23 protein-coding genes and 1 pseudogene are annotated in these 24,709 nt (G+C 73.9%); 16 read left to right on the top strand and 8 right to left on the bottom strand.

Annotated features, from left to right (window positions below):
• The first annotated feature begins 54 nt into the window (after positions 1-54).
• Positions 55-1,334, top strand: a protein-coding gene (locus tag B5Y66_RS13535) for an IS3 family transposase (protein ID WP_139820890.1) whose coding sequence is annotated in 2 segments (ribosomal slippage) — positions 55-358 and positions 358-1,334 — 1,281 coding nt in all. Because the reading frame shifts where the segments join, the coding sequence is not laid out codon by codon here.
• Between the two features lie 28 nt (positions 1,335-1,362).
• Here B5Y66_RS13535 and B5Y66_RS22985 read toward each other — a convergent pair.
• A complete protein-coding gene (locus B5Y66_RS22985; RefSeq protein ID WP_245807165.1) occupies positions 1,363-1,860 on the bottom strand; it encodes an IS110 family transposase in 498 nt (165 codons plus the stop codon).
• Between the two features lie 3 nt (positions 1,861-1,863).
• On the opposite strand from B5Y66_RS22985, the pseudogene B5Y66_RS13545 reads away from it, so the two are divergent.
• Positions 1,864-2,529: pseudogene (locus B5Y66_RS13545) on the top strand (IS256 family transposase); the annotation flags it as partial.
• A 516-nt stretch (positions 2,530-3,045) separates the two neighbouring features.
• Here B5Y66_RS13545 and B5Y66_RS13550 read toward each other — a convergent pair.
• Positions 3,046-3,876 (bottom strand): CYTH domain-containing protein, encoded by an 831-nt coding sequence (locus B5Y66_RS13550; RefSeq protein WP_139820891.1) that lies wholly within the window; start codon positions 3,874-3,876, stop codon positions 3,046-3,048.
• 178 nt (positions 3,877-4,054) lie between these two features.
• Here B5Y66_RS13550 and B5Y66_RS13555 point away from each other — a divergent pair, with 178 nt between their 5' ends.
• The 4 genes from B5Y66_RS13555 to B5Y66_RS13570 all read left to right on the top strand — a co-directional run bounded on the left by B5Y66_RS13555 (position 4,055) and on the right by B5Y66_RS13570 (position 9,216).
• A complete protein-coding gene (locus tag B5Y66_RS13555) occupies positions 4,055-5,251 on the top strand; it encodes an AI-2E family transporter (protein WP_245807112.1) in 1,197 nt (398 codons plus the stop codon).
• 37 nt (positions 5,252-5,288) lie between these two features.
• A complete protein-coding gene (locus B5Y66_RS13560) occupies positions 5,289-5,888 on the top strand; it encodes a GNAT family N-acetyltransferase (RefSeq protein WP_079575053.1) in 600 nt (199 codons plus the stop codon).
• Positions 5,889-6,131: 243 nt separating this feature from the next.
• Entirely contained in the window at positions 6,132-7,781 is a 1,650-nt protein-coding gene (locus tag B5Y66_RS13565; RefSeq protein ID WP_079575054.1) for an ABC-F family ATP-binding cassette domain-containing protein, read from the top strand.
• A gap of 82 nt (positions 7,782-7,863) precedes the next feature.
• The gene (locus B5Y66_RS13570; RefSeq protein WP_079575055.1) at positions 7,864-9,216 is read left to right on the top strand and encodes a M20/M25/M40 family metallo-hydrolase; all 1,353 of its coding nucleotides are present in this window, start codon (positions 7,864-7,866) and stop codon (positions 9,214-9,216) included.
• 24 nt (positions 9,217-9,240) lie between these two features.
• On the opposite strand, the gene B5Y66_RS13575 is transcribed toward B5Y66_RS13570, so the two are convergent.
• Positions 9,241-10,026, bottom strand: coding sequence for a fructosamine kinase family protein (locus tag B5Y66_RS13575; protein ID WP_079575056.1), 786 nt, complete (start codon positions 10,024-10,026; stop codon positions 9,241-9,243).
• 41 nt (positions 10,027-10,067) lie between these two features.
• A complete protein-coding gene (locus B5Y66_RS13580; protein WP_079575057.1) occupies positions 10,068-10,319 on the bottom strand; it encodes a DUF5703 family protein in 252 nt (83 codons plus the stop codon).
• 74 nt (positions 10,320-10,393) lie between these two features.
• Between B5Y66_RS13580 and B5Y66_RS13585 the strand changes: the two genes are divergently transcribed.
• Positions 10,394-10,747: a primosomal protein gene (locus B5Y66_RS13585; RefSeq protein WP_079575058.1), complete on the top strand. Its 354-nt coding sequence runs from the start codon at positions 10,394-10,396 to the stop codon at positions 10,745-10,747.
• Here B5Y66_RS13585 and B5Y66_RS13590 read toward each other — a convergent pair.
• Entirely contained in the window at positions 10,729-11,694 is a 966-nt protein-coding gene (locus B5Y66_RS13590; RefSeq protein WP_079575059.1) for an aldo/keto reductase, read from the bottom strand. The two genes, B5Y66_RS13585 and B5Y66_RS13590, sit on opposite strands and share 19 nt — an antisense overlap.
• Before the next feature lie 51 nt (positions 11,695-11,745).
• Between B5Y66_RS13590 and B5Y66_RS13595 the strand changes: the two genes are divergently transcribed.
• On the top strand, positions 11,746-12,618 hold the full coding sequence (locus B5Y66_RS13595; RefSeq protein ID WP_079575060.1) for an undecaprenyl-diphosphate phosphatase: 873 nt from the start codon (positions 11,746-11,748) through the stop codon (positions 12,616-12,618).
• A gap of 81 nt (positions 12,619-12,699) precedes the next feature.
• Positions 12,700-13,983, top strand: a complete 1,284-nt coding sequence (gene mshC, locus B5Y66_RS13600) for a cysteine--1-D-myo-inosityl 2-amino-2-deoxy-alpha-D-glucopyranoside ligase (protein WP_079575061.1) — start codon at positions 12,700-12,702, stop codon at positions 13,981-13,983.
• A gap of 23 nt (positions 13,984-14,006) precedes the next feature.
• On the opposite strand, the gene B5Y66_RS13605 is transcribed toward mshC, so the two are convergent.
• Positions 14,007-14,549, bottom strand: coding sequence for a TetR/AcrR family transcriptional regulator (locus tag B5Y66_RS13605; RefSeq protein WP_079575062.1), 543 nt, complete (start codon positions 14,547-14,549; stop codon positions 14,007-14,009).
• Positions 14,550-14,634: 85 nt separating this feature from the next.
• Between B5Y66_RS13605 and B5Y66_RS13610 the strand changes: the two genes are divergently transcribed.
• On the top strand, positions 14,635-15,564 hold the full coding sequence (locus B5Y66_RS13610) for an SDR family NAD(P)-dependent oxidoreductase (protein WP_079575063.1): 930 nt from the start codon (positions 14,635-14,637) through the stop codon (positions 15,562-15,564).
• 24 nt (positions 15,565-15,588) lie between these two features.
• Here B5Y66_RS13610 and B5Y66_RS13615 read toward each other — a convergent pair whose 3' ends face one another.
• Positions 15,589-16,494 (bottom strand): PAC2 family protein, encoded by a 906-nt coding sequence (locus B5Y66_RS13615; RefSeq protein WP_079575064.1) that lies wholly within the window; start codon positions 16,492-16,494, stop codon positions 15,589-15,591.
• A 104-nt stretch (positions 16,495-16,598) separates the two neighbouring features.
• Between B5Y66_RS13615 and B5Y66_RS13620 the strand changes: the two genes are divergently transcribed.
• The gene (locus B5Y66_RS13620; protein WP_281252007.1) at positions 16,599-17,312 is read left to right on the top strand and encodes an HAD family hydrolase; all 714 of its coding nucleotides are present in this window, start codon (positions 16,599-16,601) and stop codon (positions 17,310-17,312) included.
• On the opposite strand, the gene B5Y66_RS13625 is transcribed toward B5Y66_RS13620, so the two are convergent.
• Positions 17,302-18,237, bottom strand: coding sequence for a RecB family exonuclease (locus tag B5Y66_RS13625; protein WP_079575479.1), 936 nt, complete (start codon positions 18,235-18,237; stop codon positions 17,302-17,304). The genes B5Y66_RS13620 and B5Y66_RS13625 overlap by 11 nt on opposite strands.
• A 75-nt stretch (positions 18,238-18,312) precedes the next feature.
• Here B5Y66_RS13625 and B5Y66_RS13630 point away from each other — a divergent pair, with 75 nt between their 5' ends.
• The 5 genes from B5Y66_RS13630 to B5Y66_RS13650 all read left to right on the top strand — a co-directional run bounded on the left by B5Y66_RS13630 (position 18,313) and on the right by B5Y66_RS13650 (position 24,704).
• Positions 18,313-19,431, top strand: coding sequence for a site-2 protease family protein (locus B5Y66_RS13630; protein ID WP_079575065.1), 1,119 nt, complete (start codon positions 18,313-18,315; stop codon positions 19,429-19,431).
• Positions 19,432-19,488: 57 nt separating this feature from the next.
• Positions 19,489-20,535, top strand: a complete 1,047-nt coding sequence (locus tag B5Y66_RS13635; protein ID WP_079575066.1) for a tRNA (adenine-N1)-methyltransferase — start codon at positions 19,489-19,491, stop codon at positions 20,533-20,535.
• Positions 20,536-20,736: 201 nt separating this feature from the next.
• Positions 20,737-22,404 (top strand): proteasome ATPase, encoded by a 1,668-nt coding sequence (arc, locus tag B5Y66_RS13640; RefSeq protein WP_245807113.1) that lies wholly within the window; start codon positions 20,737-20,739, stop codon positions 22,402-22,404.
• A 132-nt stretch (positions 22,405-22,536) separates the two neighbouring features.
• Positions 22,537-24,267, top strand: a complete 1,731-nt coding sequence (gene dop / locus B5Y66_RS13645) for a depupylase/deamidase Dop (protein ID WP_079575067.1) — start codon at positions 22,537-22,539, stop codon at positions 24,265-24,267.
• A gap of 239 nt (positions 24,268-24,506) precedes the next feature.
• Positions 24,507-24,704: a ubiquitin-like protein Pup gene (locus B5Y66_RS13650; protein ID WP_079575068.1), complete on the top strand. Its 198-nt coding sequence runs from the start codon at positions 24,507-24,509 to the stop codon at positions 24,702-24,704.
• Positions 24,705-24,709 lie beyond the last annotated feature (5 nt).

A 24,709-nucleotide genomic window follows, 5' to 3' on the forward strand; every position in this document is an offset into this window, starting at 1 on the left:
TGAATCGCCCTGGGTTTCTTGGAGGCTCCTGACCTTGGAAACGAGGATGGAGCCATGCCGAAGGAGCAGACGCCCGGGAAGCCGCAGACGCGGCGGTACTCGGATGAGGAGAAGGCCGCGGCGGTGCGGATGGTGCGCACCCTGCGGGCGGAGCTGGGGACCGAGCACGGCACGGTGCAGCGGGTCGCCTCGCAGCTGGGCTACGGCGTGGAGTCGGTGCGCCAGTGGGTCAAGCAGGCCGAGATCGACGACGGCTACGCGCCCGGGGTGCCCGCGAGCGAGGCCCGGCGGATCAAGGAGCTGGAGCAGGAGAACCGGGAGCTGCGGCGCGCGAACGAGATCTTGAAGCGGGCTGCGAGTTTCTTCGGGGCGGAGCTCGACCGCCAGCACAAGAGGTAGTGGCGTTCATCGACGCCAACCGTGGCGATGTCGTCGACGGGGCGCGGCTCACAGTCGAGTCCATCTGCACCGTGCTGCGCGCGGCAGGGGTGCAGGTGGCTGTGAGCACGTACTACGCCGCGAAGAAGCGCCCTGCCTCGGCGCGGGCGTTGCGTGACGCCGAGCTGCGCCCGCGGCTGCGGGCGCTGTGGGATGACAACTACCGGGTCTACGGCGCACGGAAGCTGTGGAAGGCCGCCCGCCGGGCCGGGCTGGAGATCGGTCGGGACCAGGTTGCCCGGTTGATGCGCGCCGAGGGCATCGAAGGTGCCCGGCGGACCAAGCGGGTCCGCACCACCAAGGCGGCCGAGGGCGTGCCGCGGCATCCGGACCTGGTCGGTCGGGACTTTAACGCCATGGCGCCGAACGAGCTGTGGGTCACCGACTTGACCTACGTGCCGACCTGGGCCGGCGTGGCCTACGTGTGCTTCATCATCGACGCCTACTCGCGCATGATCGTCGGATGGCGGGTCGCGGCGCACATGCGCACCACGATGGTCCTGGACGCGATCGAGATGGCCCGGTGGTCTCGCGGCACCCACCTCGAGGGACTGAGGTGTCACAGCGACGCCGGATCTCAGTTCACGAGCCTGCGCTACGGCGAACGACTGGCCGAGATCGGCGCGGTTCCGTCGATCGGGACGGTGGGCGACTCGTATGACAACGCGTTAGCCGAGACCGTCAATGGCTACTACAAGGCCGAACTCATCCGCGGACCCGCCCGACCCGGACCGTGGAAGAGCGTCGAGGACGTCGAGCTCGCGACCCTGGGGTGGGTCCACTGGCACAACACCGAGCGCCTGCACGGCTACCTCGGTGACGTCCCGCCCGCCGAGTTCGAGAGCGCCCTCTACGCTACCCAGCAGGGGTCGAGGGCCCTGGCCGAGATCAAATAACCAGAGCCTCCATCAGACCCAGGGCGATTCAGAGGATGCGGCGGATCTCGCGTGGGGTGCGTCCTTCGGTGGTTCGGCGTTCGACGTACTCGCGGGTGGTCGGGTCGGTGAGGATGCGGGCTCGGGCGATGACGTCCAGGGCGCGGTTCAGTTGCCGATCGCCAGCGCGGGACAGTCGATGGCGGACCGTCTTGCCTGAGGACGCAGGCAGGGGCGCTGCTCCGGCGAGAGCAGCGAACGCGGCCTCGGAGCGCACCCTGCCGCGGTGTGACCACGCGCTCAGGATGATCGCAGCGGTGACCGGCCCTACTCCGGGGATCTCCAGCAGCCCAGGCATCAGCTCACCTGAGTGAGCTGCCAACGCGCGGCGGTTGGTGATGAGGTCCTCGGTGGCTGCCAGAACGGATCTAGCCAGGCGCCTGGCTTCACTGCGGATCGTCGCTGTCGGCGCGTCGTCGGAGGCCCTGGTGCGCGAGTCGGCGATTGTGCGGATCTGGGTGTCGGTCAATGCCTTGCGAGCGTCGATCCCGGGCACCGCGAGGTGCTGGGCATGCGGGTCGCGACCGCCGAGACGAAGACCGCGTGGAACGAGTTCTTCGCCGACCTCGTCGCCCGCGGCCTCGCGGGAGTCCGTCTCGTCACGAGCGATGCCCACGCCGGCCTGGTGGAGGCCATCGCCGCGAACCTGCCCGGGGCGACCTGGCAACGCTGCCGCACCCACTACGCGGCGAACCTCATGAGCATCACCCCGAAGAGCCTGTGGCCCGCCGTGAAGGCGATGCTGCACAGCGTCTACGACCAACCCGAGGCCGCCGCCGTGGACGCGCAGTTCGACCGGCTGTTGGACTACGTCGCGGGCAAGCTGCCCGCCGTTGGCGAACACCTCGACACCGCACGAGCGGACATCCTCGCGTTCACCGGGTTCCCGAAGGACGTGTGGACCCAGATCTGGTCCAACAACCCCTCCGAACGCCTGAACAAGGAGATCCGCCGCCGCACCGACTCGGTCGGCATCTTCCCCAACCGCGACGCGATCGTCCGACTCGTCGGTGCCGTACTGGCCGAGCAGACCGACGAATGGGCCGAAGGCCGCCGCTACCTCGGCCTCGAGGTCCTGAACCGCTGCCGCCTCACCACCGTCACGCAGCCGGGAACGGAGGTGAACACCGACCCCGTCCTCGAACTCAGCGCCTGAACTCACCAGGATCACCGAGCGCTACACCACTACCGGGGACTTGACCTCGATCGCCTAGTGCAGGGCCGCTAGGCGGTCGGGTTGAGATCCCCGCGTTGGAGGTCCTCGGCTGCAACCCCGCGGGGCGCGGGACGGATGCTGGGCCAGGTAGGATCGATGAAGACTTCCGGTGCGAGAGCGCCGGCGGGATCCGAATGAGACAGCGGATCGAGACGCCCCCGCGACCTCCACAACGCGGGGGCGTCTCGCTGTCTCAGGCCTTTCACAGCCTCGGCCGGAGACCCGCTCCCGGGGTTGTCATCGTGTTTACTCTCGAAGGTGGAAGAACCCCCACGACCCCCGCGATGGACGCGAACGGAGCGATCGCTCTGCCAGCGTCTTCGCAGGTCAGGCGGCATGTGGGACGTGAATCAGGCGTGAGGATTTCGGATAGGTCCCCCTCCGGACACTCGTTGAGACAGCGACGACGAAGGCCCCCCGGTCCACAACGGGGGGCCTTCGTCGTGTCCTGAGGTGTCAACGCGGCTCGGCGGAACGAGCGACGAGCGCGGCCATCGCCGTCCGCGTCTTCGTCTCCTGCGGCGCACCGAGGTCGACGCCCCGGCTCGCCAGGAACGCCTTGGTCTCCGCCGCAGCCTGGAACGCAGCGCCGGGCGCGGCCTTGGTCGACAGCTCGAGGATGCGGTCGCCGTCGGGGAGGAACCACAGCTCGGCGGTCATGCGCCGGGGCAGCCCGGCGGGCGCGAACCGGGCCTTGAGCAGGGTCGTCGGGCCCAGCGCGTGCAGGTCCGCGAGCGCGACGCCCGCCGGGAGCCGCGGCTCGAGCAGGGCTCGCTGCGACCGGTCGAGGAGGTCGGGCAGCCGGCCGACGTCGTCCAGCAGCGCCCGGACGTCGCGGTCCGGCACGCGGCGGGTCGACGAGCACGAGCAGGTGAACCCGGCGGGCGAGGCGTCCACCTCGACCTTGAAGCCGTCCGCGCGCCGGACGCGTGCCGGGACGTCCGCCGGGAGCATCGGGCGCACCTTCACCGTGAGGTCGCCGTCCTTGCGCTGGGTGCGCCGGGCGCGCACGACGAGTCCGGCGGCGGACAGGTCGAGCGCGGGCGTGTCGAGGAAGGCGACCTGCCGGATGGTCGCGTCGAGCGCGTCGATGCCCAGCCGGGCGAGCACGCGCCGGTGGTCCGCCGCCGGCACGGTGAGCTTGAGCTCGACGTCGTCGACGCCCGGCAGGAGAGCGAGCACGGCGACCAGGGTGTCCGCGTCGTAGGCGGGCACAGGCGTCGACGGCACCGTCGCGGACGGCGACGACCCGCTCGGGTCGCGGGGCTGCGTGGACGTCCCGTCCATGGTGGGCTCCTCCTGTCGCCGGTCGAGGTGCACTCATCCTCGGGCGGTGGTGGCCGCCCCGCATCGCGCCGGTCACCGGGAGTGCGGAATTCACCCCGTCGACCGGCGGCCCCGTCCTCCCTCGCCGGGCGGGTGCGGTGCGGCAGACTGGGCGGACGATCGCGAGAGGGGTGCACGGGTGGCGAAGCGGGCGAACGAGAACGTCCCGGCGTGGCTGCGGACGTCGGCCGGGTGGTCGTGGCGGCTCATCGCCCTCACCGCGGCGGTGGCGCTCGTGTTCTGGGCAACTGTGCAGGTGCAGCTCGTCTTCGTCGCCGTCTTCCTCGGTCTGGTGTTCGCGTCGGTGCTCAACCCCGTCGCCGACTTCTACGCCAAGGTCATGCCGCGCCCGCTGGCCACCGCGCTCGCGATCCTCAGCGCGTTCCTGGTGCTGGGCGGCCTGCTCACCTACGTCGTCGCGTCGGTGGCCGGGCAGTGGGAGCAGCTGGCCGGCCAGTTCGACACCGGCGTGCAGCAGATCCTCCAGTACCTCGAGAGCGGGCCGTTCGGGCTGTCGGTCACCGTCGACCAGATCAACGAGTGGATCAACCAGGGCCGGCAGTGGCTGACCGACAACGCCGACTCGCTCGTCAGCCAGGCCGCGCAGAGCGCCGGCTCGGTGTTCGAGGGCTTCGCCATCTTCGCCCTCTCGATCTTCTGCACGGTCTTCTTCGTCGCGTCGGGCGGCAAGATGTGGCGCTGGTTCCTGGACCAGATCCCGTCGCAGCACCGCACCCGGTGGCAGGCGGCGGCCGGCGCCGGCTGGTACAGCTTCTCGGGCTACGCGCGCGGCACGGTGATCATCGCCTTCGTCGACGGCGTCCTGGCGTTCGTGCTGCTGACCATCCTCGGCGTGCCCCTCGCGGCGCCCCTGGCGGTGCTGGTCTTCATCGGTGCGTTCATCCCGCTGATCGGCGCGCCGCTGGCGATGATCATCGCGGCGGTCGTGGCGCTCGCGGCCAACGGGATCGTCACGGCGCTCATCGTCACGATCGGCATCGCGCTCATCGGGCAGCTCGAGGGGCACGTGCTCCAGCCGCTCATCATGGGGAAGCAGGTCGCCCTGCACCCGCTGGTCATCGGCCTAGGCGTCACGGCCGGCACCGTCCTGGCCGGCATCCTCGGTGCGATCATCGCCGTCCCGCTCATGGCGGTCGCGTGGACGGTCTTCTCCACGCTGCGGGGCGACCGGCCGCACCCCGAGCTCGACGACGAGCCGTCCGGGCTCCGAGACGGTCCGCTCGCCGTCGCCCCGGTGGTCGACGTGCCCCCCGCCGATCCCGCGCCGGGCGGTCGCACGCCCTCCGACGCATCCGAGGAGACGCCGGACAAATAGCGTGAGGCCCGGCGCGGCCACGTGCCACGATGCCCCGATGGAGCCGTTCGTCCTCGCCACCGACCGCGTCCGCCTGTCCGTCCCGACCGCTGCCGACGTCGACCGCATCGCCGAGGTCTGCGCCGATCCCGCCGTCGCGCGCTGGACCACGGTGCCGTCGCCGTACACGCGCGACGACGCGGTGGGCTTCGTCGAGACGTTCGTCGCGGGCGGCTGGGCGCAGGAGAAGGACTTCACCTGGGCGGTGCGCGCCCCCGGGGACGTCGACGGCCCGGTGCTGGCCATGGTCGGTATGTCGCGGGAGGGCGCGCCGGGCGTGCAGCCGGCCGGCGAGCTGGGCTTCTGGTGCGCCCCGGACGCACGCGGTCGGGGCCTGACGACGGAGGCCTCGCGCCTCGTCGTCGACTGGGCTGTCGACCCGGAGGGGTTGGGCCTCGGCGTCGTGCGCTGGCGTGCGAACGTCGGCAACTGGGCGTCGCGCCGCGTCGCGTGGAAGCTCGGCTTCCGGTACGAGGGGCTGCTGCGCCGGTTCGGGGCGCAGCGGGGCGTGCTGCAGGACTCGTGGGTCGCGTCCTACGTGCCCGGCGACCCGCGCGATCCCAGCGAGCCGTGGCCCGCCGAGGCCCCCGCCGCCTGACTCCTCCGGGATTCGGGTTGCCGAGCCCCGCGGGGACGTGACATCGTCGTCGCCGTCCCCGCGGCCTCCGCCGCGCGTGAGAGGGGACGGCCCCAGGACGAGAGGCGCACCACAGCGATGACGGGTATCCGGACGACCGCCTGACCGCGTCGACCCCGAGGCTCCCCGCCGGCACGAACCGGCCCGGGGGAGCGGCGTCGACGCACCCGCCGTCCGCCGTACCCCACCCCGCTGGAGTCCTCAGTGCCTGTCACCCACCCCTCCGTCGTCCTGCACGACATCACCTTCTCCTGGCCCGACGGGGCCACCCCGATCTCCGACGTCTCCGGCGCGTTCTCCCGCGGCCGCACCGGCCTGGTCGGCCTCAACGGCGCGGGCAAGTCCACCCTGCTGCGGCTCGTCGCCGGCCGGCTGCGCCCGACGTCCGGGTCGATCAGCGTGTCCGGCGTCGCGGACTACCTGCCGCAGCGCCTCACCCTCGACACCGGTGCCACCGTCGCCGACCTGCTGGGCGTGCGCGATGTCGTCGACGCCGTGCGCGCGATCACGGGGGGTGACGTGCCGCCCGAGCAGCTCGCTCCGCTGTTCGACGTCGTCGGCGACGGCTGGGACGTCGAGGAGCGCGCCCTCGCCGAGCTCGCGACCGCCGGCCTGCCCGCCTCGGACGGCGTCCTCGACCGGCGCGTCGGCACCCTCTCCGGGGGCGAGGCCATGCTGGTCGCCGTCACCGGCGTGCGGCTGCGCGGCGCCGACGTCGCGCTGCTCGACGAGCCCACCAACAACCTCGACGGCGACTCCCGCGAGCGCCTGCACGAGATCGTGCGCACCTGGCGCGGGGCGCTCGTGGTGGTCTCCCACGACAGGGAGCTGCTCGAGCTCGTGGACGACACGGCCGAGCTGCGTACGGGCGGCCTCACGACCTTCGGCGGTACCTACACGCAGTACGAGGAGTACCTGGCCACGCAGCAGGAGGCGGCCCGCGCCGCCCTGCGCGACGCCGAGCAGACCCTGCGCCGCGAGAAGCGGCAGCGCATCGAGGCGGAGGAGCGCATCGCGCACTCCGAGCGGCAGGGGCGCAAGGACGCCGCCAACAGCCGGTACGTGAAGGCCGTGGTCAACGACCGGCGCAACTCCGCCCAGAAGGCGCAGGGCACGCGGCGCGGGGCCGCGGCCGACAAGGAGGCGGCGGCGCGTGCGGCGGTCGAGGAGGCCGGGCACTCGGTGCGCGACGACGACCGCATCGTCGTCGACCTGCCCGACCCGGGCGTGCCCGCGGGCCGCCGCCTCGCCGTGCTGCGCGGCACCGACGGGCGGGAGGTCGTCCTCGCCGGGCCGGAGCGCGTGGCCCTGACCGGCCCCAACGGCGTCGGCAAGACGACGCTCCTGGAGCGGCTCGTCGGGGCGGCGCCCGACGGACCGGTCCCGGGGCTCCCGGACGGCGTCGGCACCGGTGCACGTGCCGAGGCGCTCACCGACCGGGTCGGGTACCTGCCGCAGCGCCTCGACGTGCTCGACGACGACCAGACGGTGCTCGAGGCCGTGCAGGCCGGCGCGCCGCACGTCGCGCCGGGCGAGCTGCGCCACCGGCTGGCGCGCTTCCTGGTCCGCGGCGACCAGGTCGGCCGCCCGGTCGCGACGCTGTCCGGCGGCGAGCGGTTCCGCGTCACCCTGGCGCGGCTGCTGCTCGGCGACCCGCCCGCCCAGCTCCTCGTGCTCGACGAGCCGACCAACAACCTCGACCTCGCCAGCACCGACCAGCTGGTGCAGGCGCTGTCGGCGTACCGCGGGGCGCTGCTCGTGGTGAGTCACGACCGGGCGTTCCTCGACCGGCTGGGCCTCGACACCGAGCTGGTGCTGGCCGCCGACGGGGCGTTCTCCGAGCGGCGGCGGTAGCCGCGGACCGGGCGTCGTCCACCCTGCGGACGGTGCCGCCGGGGCACGGTGCCACGCGCGGAGGCGCCGGTACGGTGTCCCGGTGACGTCACAGCCGATCGCCCCGCGCCCCAGCACGCCGCCCACGACGCCGACCGCCGAGCAGGAGGTCGTGGGCATCTGCCGCGACCTGCTGCGGATCGACACGTCCAACTACGGCAACGGCGAGGGCCCGGGGGAGCGGCGCGCGGCGGAGCTCGTCGCCGGGCTGCTCACCGACGTGGGTCTCGAGGTAGAGCTGTTCGAGTCGGAGCCCGGACGCACGTCGGTCGTGACCCGGCTCGAGGGCACGGACCCGACGCGTCCAGCGCTGGTGCTGCACGGGCACACGGACGTGGTGCCGGCCGCGGCCGCCGACTGGTCGGTCGACCCGTTCGGCGGCGAGGAGATCGACGGGCTCCTGTGGGGTCGCGGCGCCGTCGACATGAAGGACATGGACGCGATGATCCTGTCCGTCGTCCGGCAGATGGTCCGCGAGGGGCGGCGTCCGGCGCGGGACGTCGTCGTCGCGTTCTTCGCGGACGAGGAGGCGGGCGGCGTGCGCGGCGCGCAGTGGGCGGTGCGCCACCGGCCGGAGCTGTTCGAGGGCGCCACCGAGGCGATCAGCGAGGTGGGCGGCTTCTCGGTCGAGGTCGGCGGGCGTCGCGCGTACCTGCTGCAGACCGCGGAGAAGGGACTGGCGTGGCTGCGCCTCGTCGCCGACGGGCGCGCTGGCCACGGCTCCCAGGTGAACGCGGAGAACGCCGTCACCGAGCTCGCCGCGGCGGTCGCGCGGATCGGGCGGCACCCCTGGCCGTACACGCTCACCCCGACGGTGGAGAGGCTGCTGCGCGGGGTGTCCGACCTCACCGGCCTGCCCTTCGACGGCGAGGACCCGGCCGCGGTGGACGCGCTCGTCGCGGCGCTGGGGCCGGCGGCGAAGTTCGTGGGCGCCACGGTGCGGCACACGTCCAACCCGACCCAGCTCGACGCGGGCTACAAGGCGAACGTCATCCCGGGGCGCGCCGAGGCCACCGTGGACGTGCGCCTCCTGCCCGGGCACGAGGAGGAGGGGATGGCGACGCTGCGCGAGCTGGCCGGCCCGGCCGTGCGGATCGAGCCGATCCACCAGGACACCGCGCTCGAGGTGCCGTTCTCCGGCGACCTCGTCGACTCGATGGTCGCCTCCCTCCTCGCGGAGGACCCGGGAGCCGCGGTGCTGCCGTACACGCTGTCGGGCGGCACCGACAACAAGTCGCTCTCGCGGCTCGGCATCACCGGCTACGGGTTCGCGCCGCTGCGCCTGCCCGCCGACCTCGACTTCTCCGGCATGTTCCACGGGGTGGACGAGCGGGTGCCGACCGAGTCGTTGCGCTTCGGCACCCGGGTGCTTGACCGCCTGCTGAACGACTGCTGAACGGCGTCGGCGGACGCGCCGGCGTCAGCCGCCCAGCCGGGCGAGCAGTCGGCGGGTCTGCTCGACGTAGCCGCCGCCGAACAGCACGGCGTGCACCGCGAGCGGGTAGAGCTGGTGCAGCGCGACCCGCTCGCGCCAGCCGTGGGCCAGCGGCCGCGCGGCGTCGTAGCCCGCGACGATCTCGTCCAGGTGCGGGGCCCCGAAGAGGGCGAGCATGGCGAGGTCGGCCTCCCGGTGGCCGCCGTGGGCCGCGGGGTCGATGAGCACCGCCTCGGCGGAACCCGCCGGGCCGGGCCCCCACAGCACGTTCCCGGACCACAGGTCGCCGTGCACGCGGGCGGGCGCCTCGCGGGCCGCGGGGCCGGCGAGGGCACCGAGGCGGCCGCACACGCGGTCGACGGCGGCGGCGTCCCGCCCGGTGAGCACGCCCCGCTCGCGGCCCTGTGAGACGACGGGCAGGAGCCGGGCGTGGGCGTAGAACGCCGGCCAGTCGCCCCACGTCCCCGCGACCAGCGGCAGGGGGTCGTCGAGCGGGCCGAACCAGCCGGCGGCCGCCCCCGGCGGAAGGACGCCGAACCCGTCCGCGCCCGCGCCGTGCAGGACGGCGAGCCGGCGGCCGAGGTCGCGTGCGGCGTCGGGTGTGGGGCGGGCCGTGGGGACGCGCTCCAGGTCGAGGTGCCCCGCGCCGACGTCCAGCACCCGGGCGACCCGCGGGCCCCCGGGCACGGCGAGCCAGCGCAGCCCGGCGGCCTCGGTGGCGAAGAACCCGGGCGGCGCGTCCGGCCGGGACTTGCGGAAGGCGTCGACCATGCGTGCTCTCTGCGTGCTCGTTCCGACCGTGCCCGGCCGGATCAGAACGTGGGGTTGACCTTGATGATCTTGCGGCGCAGCCACACCCGACGCTCGCCGCCCAGGTACAGGCGGCTGCGGGCGAGCTCCCACCGGCCGTACTCGGCCTCGTCGGTGAGCATCTTGCGTGCGTCCGGGACGCTGGTGTCCCGGTCGATCGTCAGCACGCGGTACTCGTACTGTCCGTGCTTGCGCCAGGCGGACGGGGCGCCGGAGCGCGCCCCTGCCTGAGTCGTCGACGAGATCGAAGCCATCCGCTGTCCTCCCGAAGTGCTGGCGGGCGGTTTTCGTCTGCCCATTGTGCCCCTCGGGGCGCTACCGTCAGAGCATGACCGCAGACCCGCGTGCCGCGCTGGACCGCTTCGTCGCCGCGCTGGAGGCGCACTACCACGCGGTGTCGACCCGTCGGGGCGACGACGACCCCGCGGTCGACGACGCCTACGAGGTCCTGGCCGACGCGTTCGAGGTCTACGAGGACGCGCTCGCCCAGGTCTACTCCGAGGTCACGCCGTTCTTCCTCGACGACGGCGACGACGAGGACGACGAGGACGACGGCGACGAGGGGGACGACGAGGACGACCTCGACGCGGAGCTGGACACCGATCTCGAGGGTCACGGTCCGGCCATCGAGCGGTCGGCGGACGCCGAGCCCCCGGGGCAGGCCTACCAGCGCTCGGGGTAGCCGATCTCCGGGGCCGAGACGTCGTCGAGCGCGGCGTGCACCTCGCCCGGCAGGTCCAGGTCGACGGCCGCGAGCGACGCGCGCAGCTGGGCCGGCGTGCGCGCCCCGACGATCGCGCTCGCGACGCCGTCGCGGGCGAGCAGCCAGGCGAGCGCCACCTCGAGCGGCGCGCGACCGAGGCCGTCGGCGGCGGTGGCCACCGCCTCGACCACGGACGACGCGGTGGCATCCAGGTAGGGATCGACGAAGGCCGCCAGGTGCGCCGACGCCGCGCGGGAGTCCGCCGGGATGGCGCGGCGGTACTTGCCGGTGAGCACGCCGCGTCCGAGCGGGGACCAGGCCAGCATCCCGAGCCCGAGGGCGTCCGCGGCGGGCGCGACGTCGCGCTCCGCGCCCCGCTGCAACAGGGAGTACTCCAGCTCGAGGGCGCTCAGCCCGGTCCCGTCCGCCTCCAGGAGCGTCGCGGCCCGCGCCGACGCCCAGCCGGGATGGTTCGACAGGCCGACGTAGCGGGCCCGCCCGGACGTCACCGCGAGGCGTAGCGCCGACACCGTCTCGGCGAGCGGCGTCGCCGGGTCGGGGCACGCGACGAGGAACAGGTCCACGTGGTCGGTGCCGAGCCGCGCCAGGGAGGCGTCCAGGTCGGCGAGCAGACCCGCCCGCGACGCGTCGACGCGGGCACCGGACCGTCCGGCGCGGACGCCGCCCTTGGTGCACAGCACGACGTCGTCGCGCGCGACCTTGCCCTCCAGCAGGGAGCCGATGACGCGTTCGGCGTCGCCGTCGCCGTATGTCGCGGCCGTGTCGACGAGGGTGCCGCCGGCGTCGACGAAGTCGCGCAGCTGCTCCGCCGCGTCCAGGTCGTCGGTGTCCCGTCCCCAGGTCATCGTCCCCAGGCCGAGCTCGGACACGCGCAGGCCCGTACGGCCCACCTGACGACGCTCCATGGCGGGCCAGGCTACCGGGAAACCCTGCTGGTCCGGGTAGTGTGACCGCCCGTGAATGCCTGGGAAGCGATCCTGCTCGGCCTGGTCCAGGGCCTGACCGAGTTCCTGCCGATCTCCTCGAGCGCGCACCTGCGCATCGTCGGGGAGCTGCTCGGCGGGACGGACCCCGGGGCCGCGTTCACCGCGATCACCCAGATCGGCACCGAGGCGGCCGTGCTGCTCTACTACCGCCGCACGATCCGGGACATCTGCGTCGCCTGGTGGAAGTCCCTCGTGGGCACGCACGGCAGCGACTGGCGCTCCCGGATGGGCGCCCACGACGACCAGGCGCGCATGGCCTGGTACATCGCGCTCGGCTCGATCCCGATCGGCGTGCTCGGGCTGCTTTTCCAGGACCAGATCGAGACGTACCTGCGCAACCTCTGGATCACCGTGACGACGCTGGTCGTCTTCGGCCTCCTGCTCGGCTGGGCGGACAAGATCGGCCGCCGTTCGCGCCGGCTCGACGAGCTCAACCCGAAGCGGGCGATCGGGTTCGGGTTCGCGCAGGCGCTCGCGCTCGTCCCGGGCGTGTCGCGCTCGGGCGGCACGATCACCGCCGGGCTGTTCATGGGCTTCACCCGCAAGGCCGCCGCGGACTACTCGTTCCTGCTCGCGATCCCCGCGGTCCTGATGTCGGGTTTCTACCAGCTCGCCAAGTCGGTCGGCGAGGACCCGGCGCCCGGGTCGCCCGGGGCCGGGGCCACCCTTGTCGCGACGCTCGTCGCGTTCGTCGTCGGGTACGTCGTCATCATCGGGTTCCTCAAGCTCATCACCACGCACTCGTTCATGCCGTTCGTCTGGTACCGCCTCGGCCTGGCAGCCGTGGTCGTGGTCCTGCTGCTGACCGGCGTGCTCACGGCGAACGGCGGGATCGTCGTCTGACCGGGTCGCGGGACCCGGGAGACCCGGACGCCGTCCTGAACGGGTGACCTGACCGGGTGAGACGGCCGGTAGCCTGGGCGCGTGCGTTCCTGGCCCGCCCCGCAGATCCCTGAGCTCCCCGCACCGGCCGACGGTCGTCGCACGCCCGTCCGGGTGTACGACAGCACCACCGGACGGCTCGTGGACCCGGCCCCGGGGGACACCGCCCGCTACTACGTCTGCGGCATCACGCCGTACGACGCGACCCACCTGGGGCACGCGAACACCTATCTGGCGTTCGACCTGCTGCACCGGGCGTGGCTGGACGCCGGCATGGACGTGACGTTCGTCTCGAACGTCACCGACGTCGACGACCCCCTGCTGGAGCGCGCCGACGCCACCGGCGTCGACTGGCGGGACCTGGCGGCCGACCAGGTCGCGCTCTTCCGCGAGGACATGACGGCGCTCGGCATGGTGCCCCCCGCCACCTGGACGGGGGCCGTCGAGTCCGTGCCCGCCGTGGTCGCCGCCGTCGAGCGGCTGCTCGAGGACGGCGCCGCCTACCGGGTGCCGGTCGAACCCGGCGCCGGCGGGGACGACCCGTGTCTCGGCGACGTGTACGCCGATCTGTCTGCCGACCCCGACTTCGGCCAGGTCGCCCGCCTCGACCCGGTGGCGATGACCGAGCTGTTCGCCGAGCGCGGCGGCGACCCGCAGCGCGAGGGCAAGAAGAACCCGCTGGACCCGCTGCTGTGGCGGCGCGAGCGACCCGGCGAGCCGGCGTGGGACGGCGCGACGCTCGGCACCGGCCGTCCGGGCTGGCACATCGAGTGCGCCGTCATCGCCCGCGACGGGCTCGGCCTGCCGTTCGACCTGCAGGGCGGGGGAGCGGACCTGTTGTTCCCGCACCATGAGATGTCCACGTCCCACGACCGCCTGCTGGGCGGCGGCGGGGCCGGCGTGCACGTCCACGCCGGCCTGGTCGCCTACCAGGGCGAGAAGATGAGCAAGTCGCGCGGCAACCTCGTGTTCGTCTCCGCGCTGCGCCGCGCCGGGGTGGACCCGATGGCGATCCGCGTCGCGCTCCTCGCCCACCACTATCGCACCGAGTGGGAGTGGACCGATGCCGACCTCGAGGCCGGCATCGCCCGCCTCGAGCGCTGGCGCACCGCCCTCTCCGGCAACGGGGGCCCGGACGCGACATCGACCCTGGCCGCGCTGCGCGCCGCGCTCGCGGACGACCTCGACGGCCCGGCGGCTCTGGCCGCCGTGGACGCCTGGGCCGACCGTGCGCTCGAGCCCGGCCGGGACACGGACGCCGACCACGAGGGTGCGCCGGGGGTGCTGGCCCGCGCGGTGAACGCGCTGCTCGGCGTCCGCCTGTAGCCGTCAGCAGCCGTCGGCAGCCGTCAGCGTGGCGCGCGGATCCCGGCGAGAGCGACGGCCAGGAGGGGTCCGCGGTCCTCGGGCTGCCCGATTCGCACGGCGTGCTCGACCCCGCACACGAGGTGCTGGACATGCTCGGTGGTGAGCCCGGGCCGCAGGGCGCCGTCGGACGCAGCACGCTCGAACAGGTCCGTGAAGGACGCCCGGATCTCCCGCTTCAGGTCGCGGGCGCGGTCGGAGTCGTCGTGCGACGCGAGCAGGACCTGCTGGAGCCCCCCGTCCTCGAGCTGAAGGGCCAGCCCTCCCTGCACGAACATATCGAGCCCGTCGATCGCCGGCTGCTGGGCGGAGACGCGTCGTGCGAGGTCCCGGAGCAGCTCCAGGCGCTCCATCGAGAGCGCCTCGACCAGGGCGTGGACCGTCGGGAAGTGCCGGTACACGGTGGCCACGCCGACGCCGGCGTCGCGGGCGACCTCGTTGAGCCGCAGCTCGCCGGCGTCGCGGCCACGGGCGACCTCGAGAATGCGTTCGCGGCTGCGGGCGGCGTCCGAGCGTCTGGCTGTCACGCGTCCACCTTAGGGGAGTAAGAGGATGACCTATCCGGTTGAGTGATACCGTCAAGTGGATAGGTTATCCGATCGAAGGAGCACCATGCCCTGGGACCCCGGTCGCCTGCCCGCCCTGACCGGCCGGACGTTCGTCATCACCGGCGCGACGGCCGGCATCGGCTACTTCGCGGCCGAACAGCTTGCCGCTGCCGGCGCCCGCGTCGTCCTCACCGCCCGCTCCGCCCCGAAGGGGGAGCGCGTCCTGCGGACGCTGCGCGACACGGTGCCGGGGGCCGAGGCGAGCGTCGTCGGCCTCGACCTCGCGTCCCTGGCGTCGGTGCGTCGCGCCGCCGGCGAGCTCGCCCGGCTGCCTCGGATCGACGGGATGTTCCTCAACGGCGGCAGCATGGCGATGGGCCGCAGCGATCTCACGGACGACGGCCTGCCGATGATGCTCGGCACCCATACCGTCGCCGCCTTCGCCCTGGTCGCGAGCGTCCTGCCCGCCCTCGCCACCGCCGGCCGCGAGCACGGCACCGTCCCGCGCGTGGTGCACGCCTCGACGGGATTCGTCGCGCGCGCCAGGGCCCGGGTCGACGACGTGGCGGCCGTCCCGCGGACAGCCATCGCCGCGTACGTCAAGGCCAAGACCGTCACGGAGGTCTTCGCGTTCGAGCTCGACCGGCGGCTGCGCGCCCAGGCGCTTCCCGTCGCGTCGATCGTCAGCAGGCCCGGGGTCGGGGTCGACGCGAAGACGCCGGAGCGTGCCGGCGTGCGCGACGCGACGACGCCGTACCAGCGCAACCCCTCCGCGCCGTGGGCGCAGGGCAAGGACACCGCCGCCTGGTCGGGGGTCCGCGCGCTGAGCGACCCGGAGGCGCGCGGCGGCGAGTACTACGCCCCCACCGGCGCGCTGCGTGGCCGGCCCGTGCGCATCGCCCCGCTGCCCCGCACGGCCGCCCCTGGCGGGGACCTCGCCGCGCGGGTCTGGGGGCAGCTGGAGGCGCTCGCCGGTACCGTGCTCGCCGTGTGAGGACGGCGGCGACGTCGGCAGTGCCTAGCCGCGGTCGCCCTTGTCGCCGCCCTTGTCGCCGCCCTTGTCGCCGCCCTTGTCGCCGCCGACGTCGCGCCGGCGCAGGTAGCGCTCGAACTCCCGCGCGATCGCCTCGCCCGACGCCTCGGGCAGGTCCGCAGTGTCCTTGGCCTCCTCGAGCTGCTGCACGTACTCGGCGATCTCGGCGTCGTCCGACGCGAGCTCGTCGACGCCGTGCTGCCACGCCTCGGCATCCTCCGGCAGGTCGCCGAGGGGGACCGGTGCGGCGATCAGCTCCTCCACGCGGGTGAGGATCGCGAGCGTGGCCTTGGGCGAGGGCGGGTTGGCCACGTAGTGCGGCACGGCCGCCCACAGGGACACGGCCTGGAACCCGCGCCGGGCGGCCTCGTGCTGCAGCACGCCGACGATGCCGGTGGGGCCCTCGTACGTGCTGGGCTCGACGTCGAGCACGGCCTGCAGCCCCGAGCTCTCCGTCGTCGCCGTCATGGGGATGGGGCGGGTGTGCGGTACGTCGGCCAGCAGCGCGCCCAGGGTCACGACGGTGCGGACGTCGAGCTCGGCGGCCAGGTCCAAGAGCTCGGCGGAGTAGGAGCGCCAGCGGAACGACGGCTCGATGCCGTGCACCAGCACCACCGTGCGGTCCGGCAGCTCGGCGACGGACACCGTGGTCGTGGGCCACGTGATGGTGCGCTCCCCGTCCGGGGAGGTCTCCATCACGGGCCGGTTCACCTGGAAGTCGTGGTAATCCTCGGGGTCGAGCTCGCGCACCTGGCGGGCGTCCCACACGTGGGCGAGGTGGGTGAGGGCTGCGGTGGCGGCGCTGCCGGCGTCGTTCCACCCCTCGAACGCGGCGATCATCACGGTCTGCCGCGCGGCGTGGCGCCCGGTGGTCTCCGGCTCGGTCGTCATTCGTCCAGCGTATACAGCGCGGGCCCGTGCGGCGGGAGGCCGCGTGCCCCATCTCACGGGGTCCCGCGCACCGGCTCCCGGCGGCCGGTCCGTACCATGGACGGGTGCCCGAGACCCTCGCCCCCGCCCTGCAGACCACCACGCCGACCCTGCCTGCGGCCGTCCTGTGGGACATGGACGGCACCCTCGTGGACACCGAGCCGTACTGGATCCAGGCCGAGCAGGAGCTCGTCGCGGAGCACGGCGGCACGTGGAGCCACGAGCAGGCTCTCCAGCTCGTCGGGAACGCGCTGACGGTCTCCGCCGCGATCCTGCGCGACCAGGGCGGGGTGGCCCTGCCGCTCGACGCGATCGTGGACCGCCTGCTCGGGCGGGTCGTCGAGCAGGTGCGCCGGGAGGTGCCGTGGCAGCCCGGCGCGCTCGAGCTGCTCACCGGTCTCGCGGACGCGGGCGTACCGTGCGCGCTCGTCACGATGAGCTACGCGGCGCTCGCCGAGGAGGTCGTCTCGCGCGGCCCCGCGGGCGCGTTCGTCACGATGGTCACGGGCGACCAGGTGTCCCGCGGCAAGCCGGACCCGGAGCCCTACCTGACGGCCGCCGAACGCCTCGGGGTCGACGTCGGCGCCTGCGTGGCCATCGAGGACTCGCCCACCGGCATCGCCTCGGCGCGGGCCGCCGGGATCGCGACGCTCGGCGTCGAGGCGGTCGTCCCCGTGCCGTACCTGGACGGCCTCAGCCGGGCGGCGTCCCTGGAGAAGGTCGACGTGGCGACCATCGCCCGCATCGGCGCCGGCGAGGTCGTGGACCTCACGCTCTGACGGCTCCGACGGCCGGCCCGTCCGCGGGCTCGGCGGTGGACGGGCCGGGCGCGCGCTCGTCGACCCCCAGCCGCTCGCGCAGCGCGCCCGGCGGGATCACGGGCGGCGTGCCGCCGAACTCGGGGCACAGCGCCTGGTGGGCGCACCACCCGCACAGGCGGCTGCGCCGCGGGCGCCAGTCGCCCGTCCGGGCCGCGTCCTGGATCGCCGACCACAGCGCCCGCACCTTGGTCTCCGTGGCCTCGAGCTCACGCTCGCCCGGCTCGGCGCGCAGCACCTGCCCGTCGCCCAGGTACAGCAGCTGCAGCATGCGCGGCAGCTCGCCCCGCTCGCGCCACAGCACCAGGCCGTAGAACCGCATCTGGAACAGGGCCGACGCCTCGAACCCGGGCCCGGGCGCGCGGCCGGTCTTGTAGTCGACCACCCGCAGCGCGCCGTCGGGCGCGACGTCGAGGCGGTCGACGATCCCGCGCAGCACCGGGCCGTCGTCGAGCGGCGTCTCGACGCGCAGCTCCCGCGCCGCGGGCTCCAGACGGTTGGGGTCCTCCAGCGTGAAGTACGTGCCGACGAGCCGACGGGCGCGCCCGAGCCACGCGGCCGGGGTGGTGCCCGCGGCGTCGCCGCCCTCGTCGAACAGCGTGGCATACCGTGGCTCCGCCTCGACGAGCCGGTCCCACTCGACGGGCAGCAGCGCCTCGGCGGCCTCGCGGGACCGTTCGCCGCGCGGTGCGTCGTAGAGCCGCTCGAGCACGGCGTGCACCAGCGTGCCCCGCGCGGCGGCCGACGCCGGCGGCTCGGGCAGGCGGTCCACGACGCGGAACCGGAACAGCAGCGGGCAGCGCATGAAGTCGCTCGCCCGCGACGGCGACAGCGCCGGGGCCCGCAGCGCCGCCGGAGACGCGTCGGGCGCGGTGGTCGTCGTCATGCGCGCCACCCTACGGGCGGGCTCGGACAGGCCCGGGACGACCCTCAGCGCGGCGGCGCCGGATAGCCTGACCGCGTGACCTCTCGCTCCCGGGGATGGGTGGTCGGCCGCATCGCGGGCGCACCGGTCCTCGTCACCCCCTCGTGGTTCCTCGGCGCCGTCGTGCTCACCGCGTTGTTCACCCCGACGGTCCGGGCGTTCGCGCCGCTCCTGCCCGGGGCGAGCGTCGTCCTCGTCGCATTCGCCTTCGTCCTGCTGCTGTTCGCGTCCGTCTTCCTGCACGAGGTGGCGCACGCGCTCGTCGCCCGCGCCCGGGGGCACCGCGTCACCGAGCTCGCCGTGACGCTCTGGGGCGGCCACACCGCCTACACGGGGTCGGGGGCCCGCCCGCTCGACGGCGCGCTGGTCGCCGTTGTCGGGCCGTTGACCAACCTCGCCCTGGCGGCCGCGTTCTGGGTCGCCTACCAGCTGCAGCCGGCCGCGACCGTGCCCTCCATGCTGCTGTTCGCGGGCGCGTTCTCGAACGCGTTCGTCGGGATCTTCAACCTGCTGCCCGGCCTTCCGCTGGACGGCGGTCAGGTCCTGGAGTCGATCGTGTGGGGCGCCACCGGCTCGCGCGCCCGGGGCACGCTGGCCGCCGGGTGGGTGGGCCGTGCGGTGGCGGTCGGCGTCCTTGCGTGGGCCCTGCTGTGGCCCCTGCTCGAGGGCCGGTCGCCGTCGCTCGTGACGGCGATGTGGGCGGCGCTCATCGGCGCGTTCCTGTGGTCGGGTGCGGGCGACGCGATCAAGGGCGCCCGGGCGCGGGCCCGGGTCGCGGGCCTGACGGCGCGCGGTCTGGCCGTGCCGGCCGTCGTCGTCCCCGTGTCCACGTCGGTCGCGGGCGTGTCCGACGCGGCCGCGCGGCACGCCGGGGCGGTCGTGGCCGTCGTCGGGCCGTCCGGCGAGCCCGTGGGCTGGGTGGACCCCGGGGCGGTCGCGAGCGTGCCCGCCGACCAGGCAGGCACGACCCCGGTGGAGGCCGTCGTCGTCCCGTTCCCGCCCGGGTCCGCCGTGACCCCGGACCTCGAGGGTGACGAGCTGCTCGACCGCCTCGCCCGGGGATCCTCAGGGGCGCGCGTGGTCCCGGTCGTGGACGCCGGCCGGCTCACCGGGGTGCTCGACGTCGCACGCGTCGCCGCCGCACTGCGTCAGTAGGCAGGACGTCTCGACGGGTCGGCCGGCGTCGACGCACGGCCGGTAGACTCGCCGGTCGTGACCTCCGCCGACGCCCCCGTGCCCGAGAACCGCCCGACCGCCGACCCGGCCCCCGCGCCGACCGGCGGCGCCACCGGTGCGGACCTGCGCCGCGGCCCGCTGCGCGAGGGCGACCGCGTGCAGCTCACCGACCCCAAGGGCCGTCTGCACACCATCACGCTCAAGCCCGGTGGCACCTTCCACACGCACAAGGGCTACTTCCGCCACGAGGACCTCATCGACCGCCCCGAGGGGTGGGTGGTGACCAACACCGCCGGGATCGAGTACCTGGCGCTGCGGCCGCTGCTGAGCGACTACGTGCTGTCGATGCCGCGTGGCGCAGCCGTCGTCTACCCGAAGGACGCCGGCCAGATCGTGCAGATGGCCGACATCTTCCCGGGCGCGCGCGTCGTCGAGGCGGGCGTCGGCTCGGGCGCGCTGACGATGTCCCTGCTGCGCGCCGTCGGCGACGCGGGCGACCTGCACTCCATCGAGCGCCGCGAGGACTTCGCCGCCATCGCGCGCGGCAACGTCGAGTCGTTCTTCGGCGGCGAGCACCCGGCGTGGCGCCTGTCCGTCGGCGACCTCGCGGACGTGCTCCCCACGGTCGCCGAGCCCGGCACGGTGGACCGTGTCGTGCTCGACATGCTCGCGCCCTGGGAGAACGTCGACCCGGTGGCCCGCGCGCTGGCGCCCGGCGGCGTCCTCGTCTGCTACGTCGCGACCGCCACCCAGCTGTCGCGCACCGCCGAGGACCTGCGCGCCGACGGCCGGTTCGCCGAGCCCCAGGCGTGGGAGTCGATGGTGCGCGGCTGGCACCTGGAGGGCCTCGCGGTGCGCCCGCAGCACCGCATGATCGGCCACACCGGCTTCCTGATCACCGCGCGGCGCCTCGCGGACGGCGTCACCCCGCCCGAGCGCACCCGCCGCCCCGCCAAGGGCTCCTACCCGGCACCCGACGCCGACTGGTCGGAGGAGGAGCTGGGCGAGCGCGCCGTGTCGGACAAGAAGATCCGCCGCGTGCGCCGCGACCTCGGCGTCGCGCCCGAGGACGCGCAGGGCTGAGACGCCGGGGCCCGACGGCGCGGCGCGCGGACGGCCCTGCGGGGTCGCGGCAGGTCACCGGGAGGTCTCGGTCGTGTGAACCTCGCGACCGCTCCGTGAAATGAACCCCCGGACGCCCGCGTTGATGTCTAGGGTGCTGTACTCCGGGGATTCCTTCCCGCCCGGGGAGGTGGTCACCCGGGCCGCACGAGAGGGGATGCGATGTCCGACAACCCTGTCCGCCCGGAGTCTCGACCGGAGCAGCCGGCGCTGCCCACCGGACCGAGCCACGACGCACAGCTCGCCCTCCTCGCCGCCAAGAACGAACGGCTCGCCGAGGCCCTCCGCGCCGCCCGCGACCAGATCGTCGAGCTCAAGGGCCAGATCGACGAGCTCGCCAAGCCCCCCGGCACGTACGCGACGTTCCTCGCCGCGCACGACGACGGCTCGGTCGACATCTCGTCGGCGGGCCGCAAGATGCACGTGCAGGCGAGCCCCGGGCTGGACGTCGAGGGACTGCGGCCGGGCCAGGAGGTCAAGCTCAACGAGGCCATGACGGTGGTCGAGGCCGGCGGCTACGAGCGCACCGGCGAGCTGGTGACCGTCAAGGAGGTGCTCGACGCCGAGCGGGTGCTCGTCGTCGGACGGGCCGACGAGGAGCGTGTCGTGCGCCTCGCGGGGTCTGTCGCGGACGCCGCGCTGCGGGTCGGCGACGCGCTCACGGTCGACGTGCGCAGCGGCTTCGTCTACGAGGTGGTGCCCAAGTCCGAGGTCGAGGAGCTCGTCCTCGAGGAGGTCCCGGACATCGCCTACGAGGACATCGGTGGGCTCGGGCCGCAGATCGAGCAGATCCGCGACGCCGTCGAGCTGCCGTTCTCCCACCCCGACCTCTTCCGCGAGCACGGGCTGCGCCCGCCCAAGGGCGTGCTGCTGTACGGCCCGCCCGGGTGCGGCAAGACGCTCATCGCCAAGGCCGTCGCGAGCTCGCTCGCCAAGATGGTCGCCACCGCCCGGGGCGGCGACCCGGCCGCCAAGAGCTTCTTCCTCAACGTCAAGGGCCCCGAGCTGCTCAACAAGTACGTGGGGGAGACGGAGCGGCACATCCGCCTGATCTTCGCCCGCGCCCGCGAGAAGGCGACGCAGGGGATGCCCGTCGTGGTCTTCTTCGACGAGATGGAGTCGCTGTTCCGCACCCGCGGCACCGGGCTCTCCTCGGACGTCGAGACGACGATCGTGCCGCAGTTGCTCGCCGAGATCGACGGCGTCGAACGGCTCGACAACGTCATCGTCATCGGCGCCTCGAACCGCGAGGACATGATCGACCCCGCGATCCTGCGCCCCGGCCGGCTGGACGTGAAGATCAAGATCGAGCGGCCCGACGCCGAGGGGGCCACCGAGATCTTCGGCAAGTACCTCACCCCTGCGCTGCCCATCCACCCCGACGACCTGGCGGAGCACGGTGGCAGCGAGTCCGCCGCGATCACCGCCATGATCGACAGCGTCGTGGAGCGGATGTACTCCGAGGACGAGGAGAACCAGTTCCTCGAGGTCACCTACGCCTCCGGGGACAAGGAGACCCTCTACTTCAAGGACTTCAACTCCGGTGCGATGATCCAGAACGTCGTGGACCGGGCCAAGAAGTCGGCGATCAAGGACCTCCTGGCCACCGGTCAGCGGGGCATCCGGGTGGAGCACCTGCTGAGCGCGTGCGTCGACGAGTTCAAGGAGAACGAGGACCTGCCCAACACCACCAACCCCGACGACTGGGCGCGCATCAGTGGCAAGAAGGGCGAGCGCATCGTCTTCATCCGCACGATCGTCCAGAAGAAGGGCGGCGACGGCACGCCGCGCACCATCGACACGGTGACCAGCACGGGGCAGTACCTGTAGCGCACGCGCGCGACCCCGAGAGCCCCGCGAGATCGAGGTACCCGGCACCGGTCCACCCGCGCTGGATCCGAGACGGGTACCTCGATCTCGTGTGTCGACACCTAGGGTGGTGGCGTGAGCGTTCGTCGCGTGATGGGGATCGAGACCGAGTACGGCGTGCTGGCACCGGGGCGGCCGATGGCCAACCCGATGCTCATGAGTTCGCAGGTGGTCATGACGTACCGCGCCCTGGTGGCGCGTGCCGGCGCCCGCCCGCCCGCCCGCTGGGACTACGACGACGAGGACCCGCTGCAGGACGCGCGCGGGTTCCACCTGCAGCGCGCCTCCGCCCATCCGTCGCTCCTCACCGACGACCCGTCCCGTCCGGCGCCGTCCGGTCCGACGTCGTCCGGCCCGGGACCCGGTCCGGCGGGCGACGGGCCGGCGTCGGCCCAGGTGGCGTCCGCGGCCGGCATCCCGGGCGGGTCCGCCCGGGGCCGGGCCGCGCGCCCGGCCCGGCAGGAGCCGGAGGAGGTCGAGCGGCCCGCCGCCGACGACTACGACGACCCGAGCGCGGCGAACTGCATCCTCACCAACGGCGCCCGCCTCTACGTGGATCACGCCCATCCCGAGTACTCCTCCCCGGAGGTCACGGGGCCGCGCGACGGGGTCCTGTGGGACGTGGCGGGAGAGCACGTCATGCTCGCGTCCGTCCGGGCGCTCGCCGAGGTGCCCGGCGGCGAGGTGGTGCTCTACAAGAACAACGTGGACGGCAAGGGCGCCAGCTACGGCACGCACGAGAACTACCTGGTGGACCGCGCGCTGCCGTTCGGCACGCTCGTCGAGCTGTTGACCCCGTTCCTCGTCACCCGCCAGGTGTTCACCGGGTCCGGCCGGGTCGGGCTCGGGGCGACGGGCGCGGAGCCCGGGTTCCAGCTCTCCCAGCGCGCCGACTACATCGAGGCCGAGGTGGGGCTGGAGACCACCCTGCGCCGCCCGATCGTCAACACCCGCGACGAGCCGCACGCGGACCGCACCCGGTGGCGGCGCCTGCACCTCATCATCGGCGACGCCAACCTCTTCGAGGTCGCGACCTTCCTCAAGCTCGGTACCACCTCCCTGGTGCTCTGGATGCTGGAGCACCTCGACGAGCTGGCGGAGGCGGGCGTCCCCGCGCGGTCCGAGCTGGCCGCCCTGCGGCTGGCCGACCCGGTGGCGGACGTCCAGCGGGTGTCGCGCGACCTGAGCCTGGCCGCGACCCTCGAGCTCGCCGACGGCCGCCGGCTCACGGCCCTGGAGGTCCAGGAGGCGTACGCCGATGTGACGGCCCGGTCGCTCGCGGCGCTCGCGGGCACGGAGGGGACGGTCGACGACGAGTCGAGCGACGTGCTGGACCGTTGGCGCTCGGTGCTGAGCCGGCTGGCGACGGACCCGGCGACGTGCGCCCGCGAGGTCGAGTGGGTGGCGAAGCGGCGCCTGCTGGAGCGGATGCGGTCGCGGGACGGCCTGGCCTGGGACCACCCCCGGCTGCACACCCTGGACCTGCAGTGGACCGACGTGCGGCCGGAGCGCGGCATCTACCACCGCCTCGTCGCGTCGGGGGCCGTCGAGCGGCTCGTGGACGACGAGCGCGTCGCGGACGCGGTGCACCATGCGCCGGCGGACACGCGGGCGTGGTTCCGCGGCGAGGTGATGGCCCGCTACGCGGACCAGGTGTCCGCGGCGAGCTGGGACTCGGTGATCTTCGACGTCCCGGGTGCGGCCGCCCTGCAGCGGGTGCCGATGCTCGACCCGTCGCGCGGCACGCGGGCGCACATCGGCGCGCTCCTGGACGCCAGCCCCGACGCGGCGGCGCTGCTCAAGGGCCTCCGCGGCGGGGGCTGAGCGCGCGCTATCCGGGCCGGCCTCCGCCCGACCGGTGGCTGATCGGCGGCTGACGGCGGCTGACCGGCAAAGACGCCCTCCGACGACACCGGGCAGGGTCCGCGGGTGGACTCGTTCAGCCCTCGGCGCAACCGGCGTGGACGTCGCCGCGCGGTGTCGCCCGCAGCGCATAGGCTGGCGTCGCGAGACTCTCCCGGAACCTCCCGTCGGGGGCTCCGCAGCAGCAAAGGAGGCGGACCATGGCCGGTCAGGAACGGATCAACCCGCAGCACGAGGACCGCACACCCGACGACGACGCGGACACCCCCGCCCCGGTGGCCCCCGCGGCGACGGAGCGGGACGCCGAGGTGGACGCCCTGCTGGAGGAGATCGACGAGGTCCTCGAGACCAACGCCGAGTCGTTCGTCCGGGGCTTCGTGCAGAAGGGCGGTCAGTGATCGCC

It is taken from the genome of Krasilnikoviella flava (genome assembly GCF_900167525.1).
In the GTDB taxonomy this organism is placed as follows: Bacteria; Actinomycetota; Actinomycetes; order Actinomycetales; family Cellulomonadaceae; genus Isoptericola; species Isoptericola flavus.

Excerpts from the sequence above, each read along its gene's own strand:
- B5Y66_RS13550 (WP_139820891.1), bottom strand. The coding sequence starts at position 3,876 with ATGGACGGGACGTCCACGCAGCCCCGCGACCCGAGCGGGTCGTCGCCG.
- B5Y66_RS13560 (WP_079575053.1), top strand. The coding sequence starts at position 5,289 with ATGGAGCCGTTCGTCCTCGCCACCGACCGCGTCCGCCTGTCCGTCCCG.
- B5Y66_RS13575 (WP_079575056.1), bottom strand. The coding sequence starts at position 10,026 with ATGGTCGACGCCTTCCGCAAGTCCCGGCCGGACGCGCCGCCCGGGTTC.
- B5Y66_RS13580 (WP_079575057.1), bottom strand. The coding sequence starts at position 10,319 with ATGGCTTCGATCTCGTCGACGACTCAGGCAGGGGCGCGCTCCGGCGCC.
- B5Y66_RS13585 (WP_079575058.1), top strand. The coding sequence starts at position 10,394 with ATGACCGCAGACCCGCGTGCCGCGCTGGACCGCTTCGTCGCCGCGCTG.
- B5Y66_RS13590 (WP_079575059.1), bottom strand. The coding sequence starts at position 11,694 with ATGGAGCGTCGTCAGGTGGGCCGTACGGGCCTGCGCGTGTCCGAGCTC.
- B5Y66_RS13610 (WP_079575063.1), top strand. The coding sequence starts at position 14,635 with ATGCCCTGGGACCCCGGTCGCCTGCCCGCCCTGACCGGCCGGACGTTC.
- B5Y66_RS13615 (WP_079575064.1), bottom strand. The coding sequence starts at position 16,494 with ATGACGACCGAGCCGGAGACCACCGGGCGCCACGCCGCGCGGCAGACC.
- B5Y66_RS13625 (WP_079575479.1), bottom strand. The coding sequence starts at position 18,237 with ATGACGACGACCACCGCGCCCGACGCGTCTCCGGCGGCGCTGCGGGCC.
- arc (WP_245807113.1), top strand. The coding sequence starts at position 20,737 with ATGTCCGACAACCCTGTCCGCCCGGAGTCTCGACCGGAGCAGCCGGCG.
- dop (WP_079575067.1), top strand. The coding sequence starts at position 22,537 with ATGGGGATCGAGACCGAGTACGGCGTGCTGGCACCGGGGCGGCCGATG.
- B5Y66_RS13650 (WP_079575068.1), top strand. The coding sequence starts at position 24,507 with ATGGCCGGTCAGGAACGGATCAACCCGCAGCACGAGGACCGCACACCC.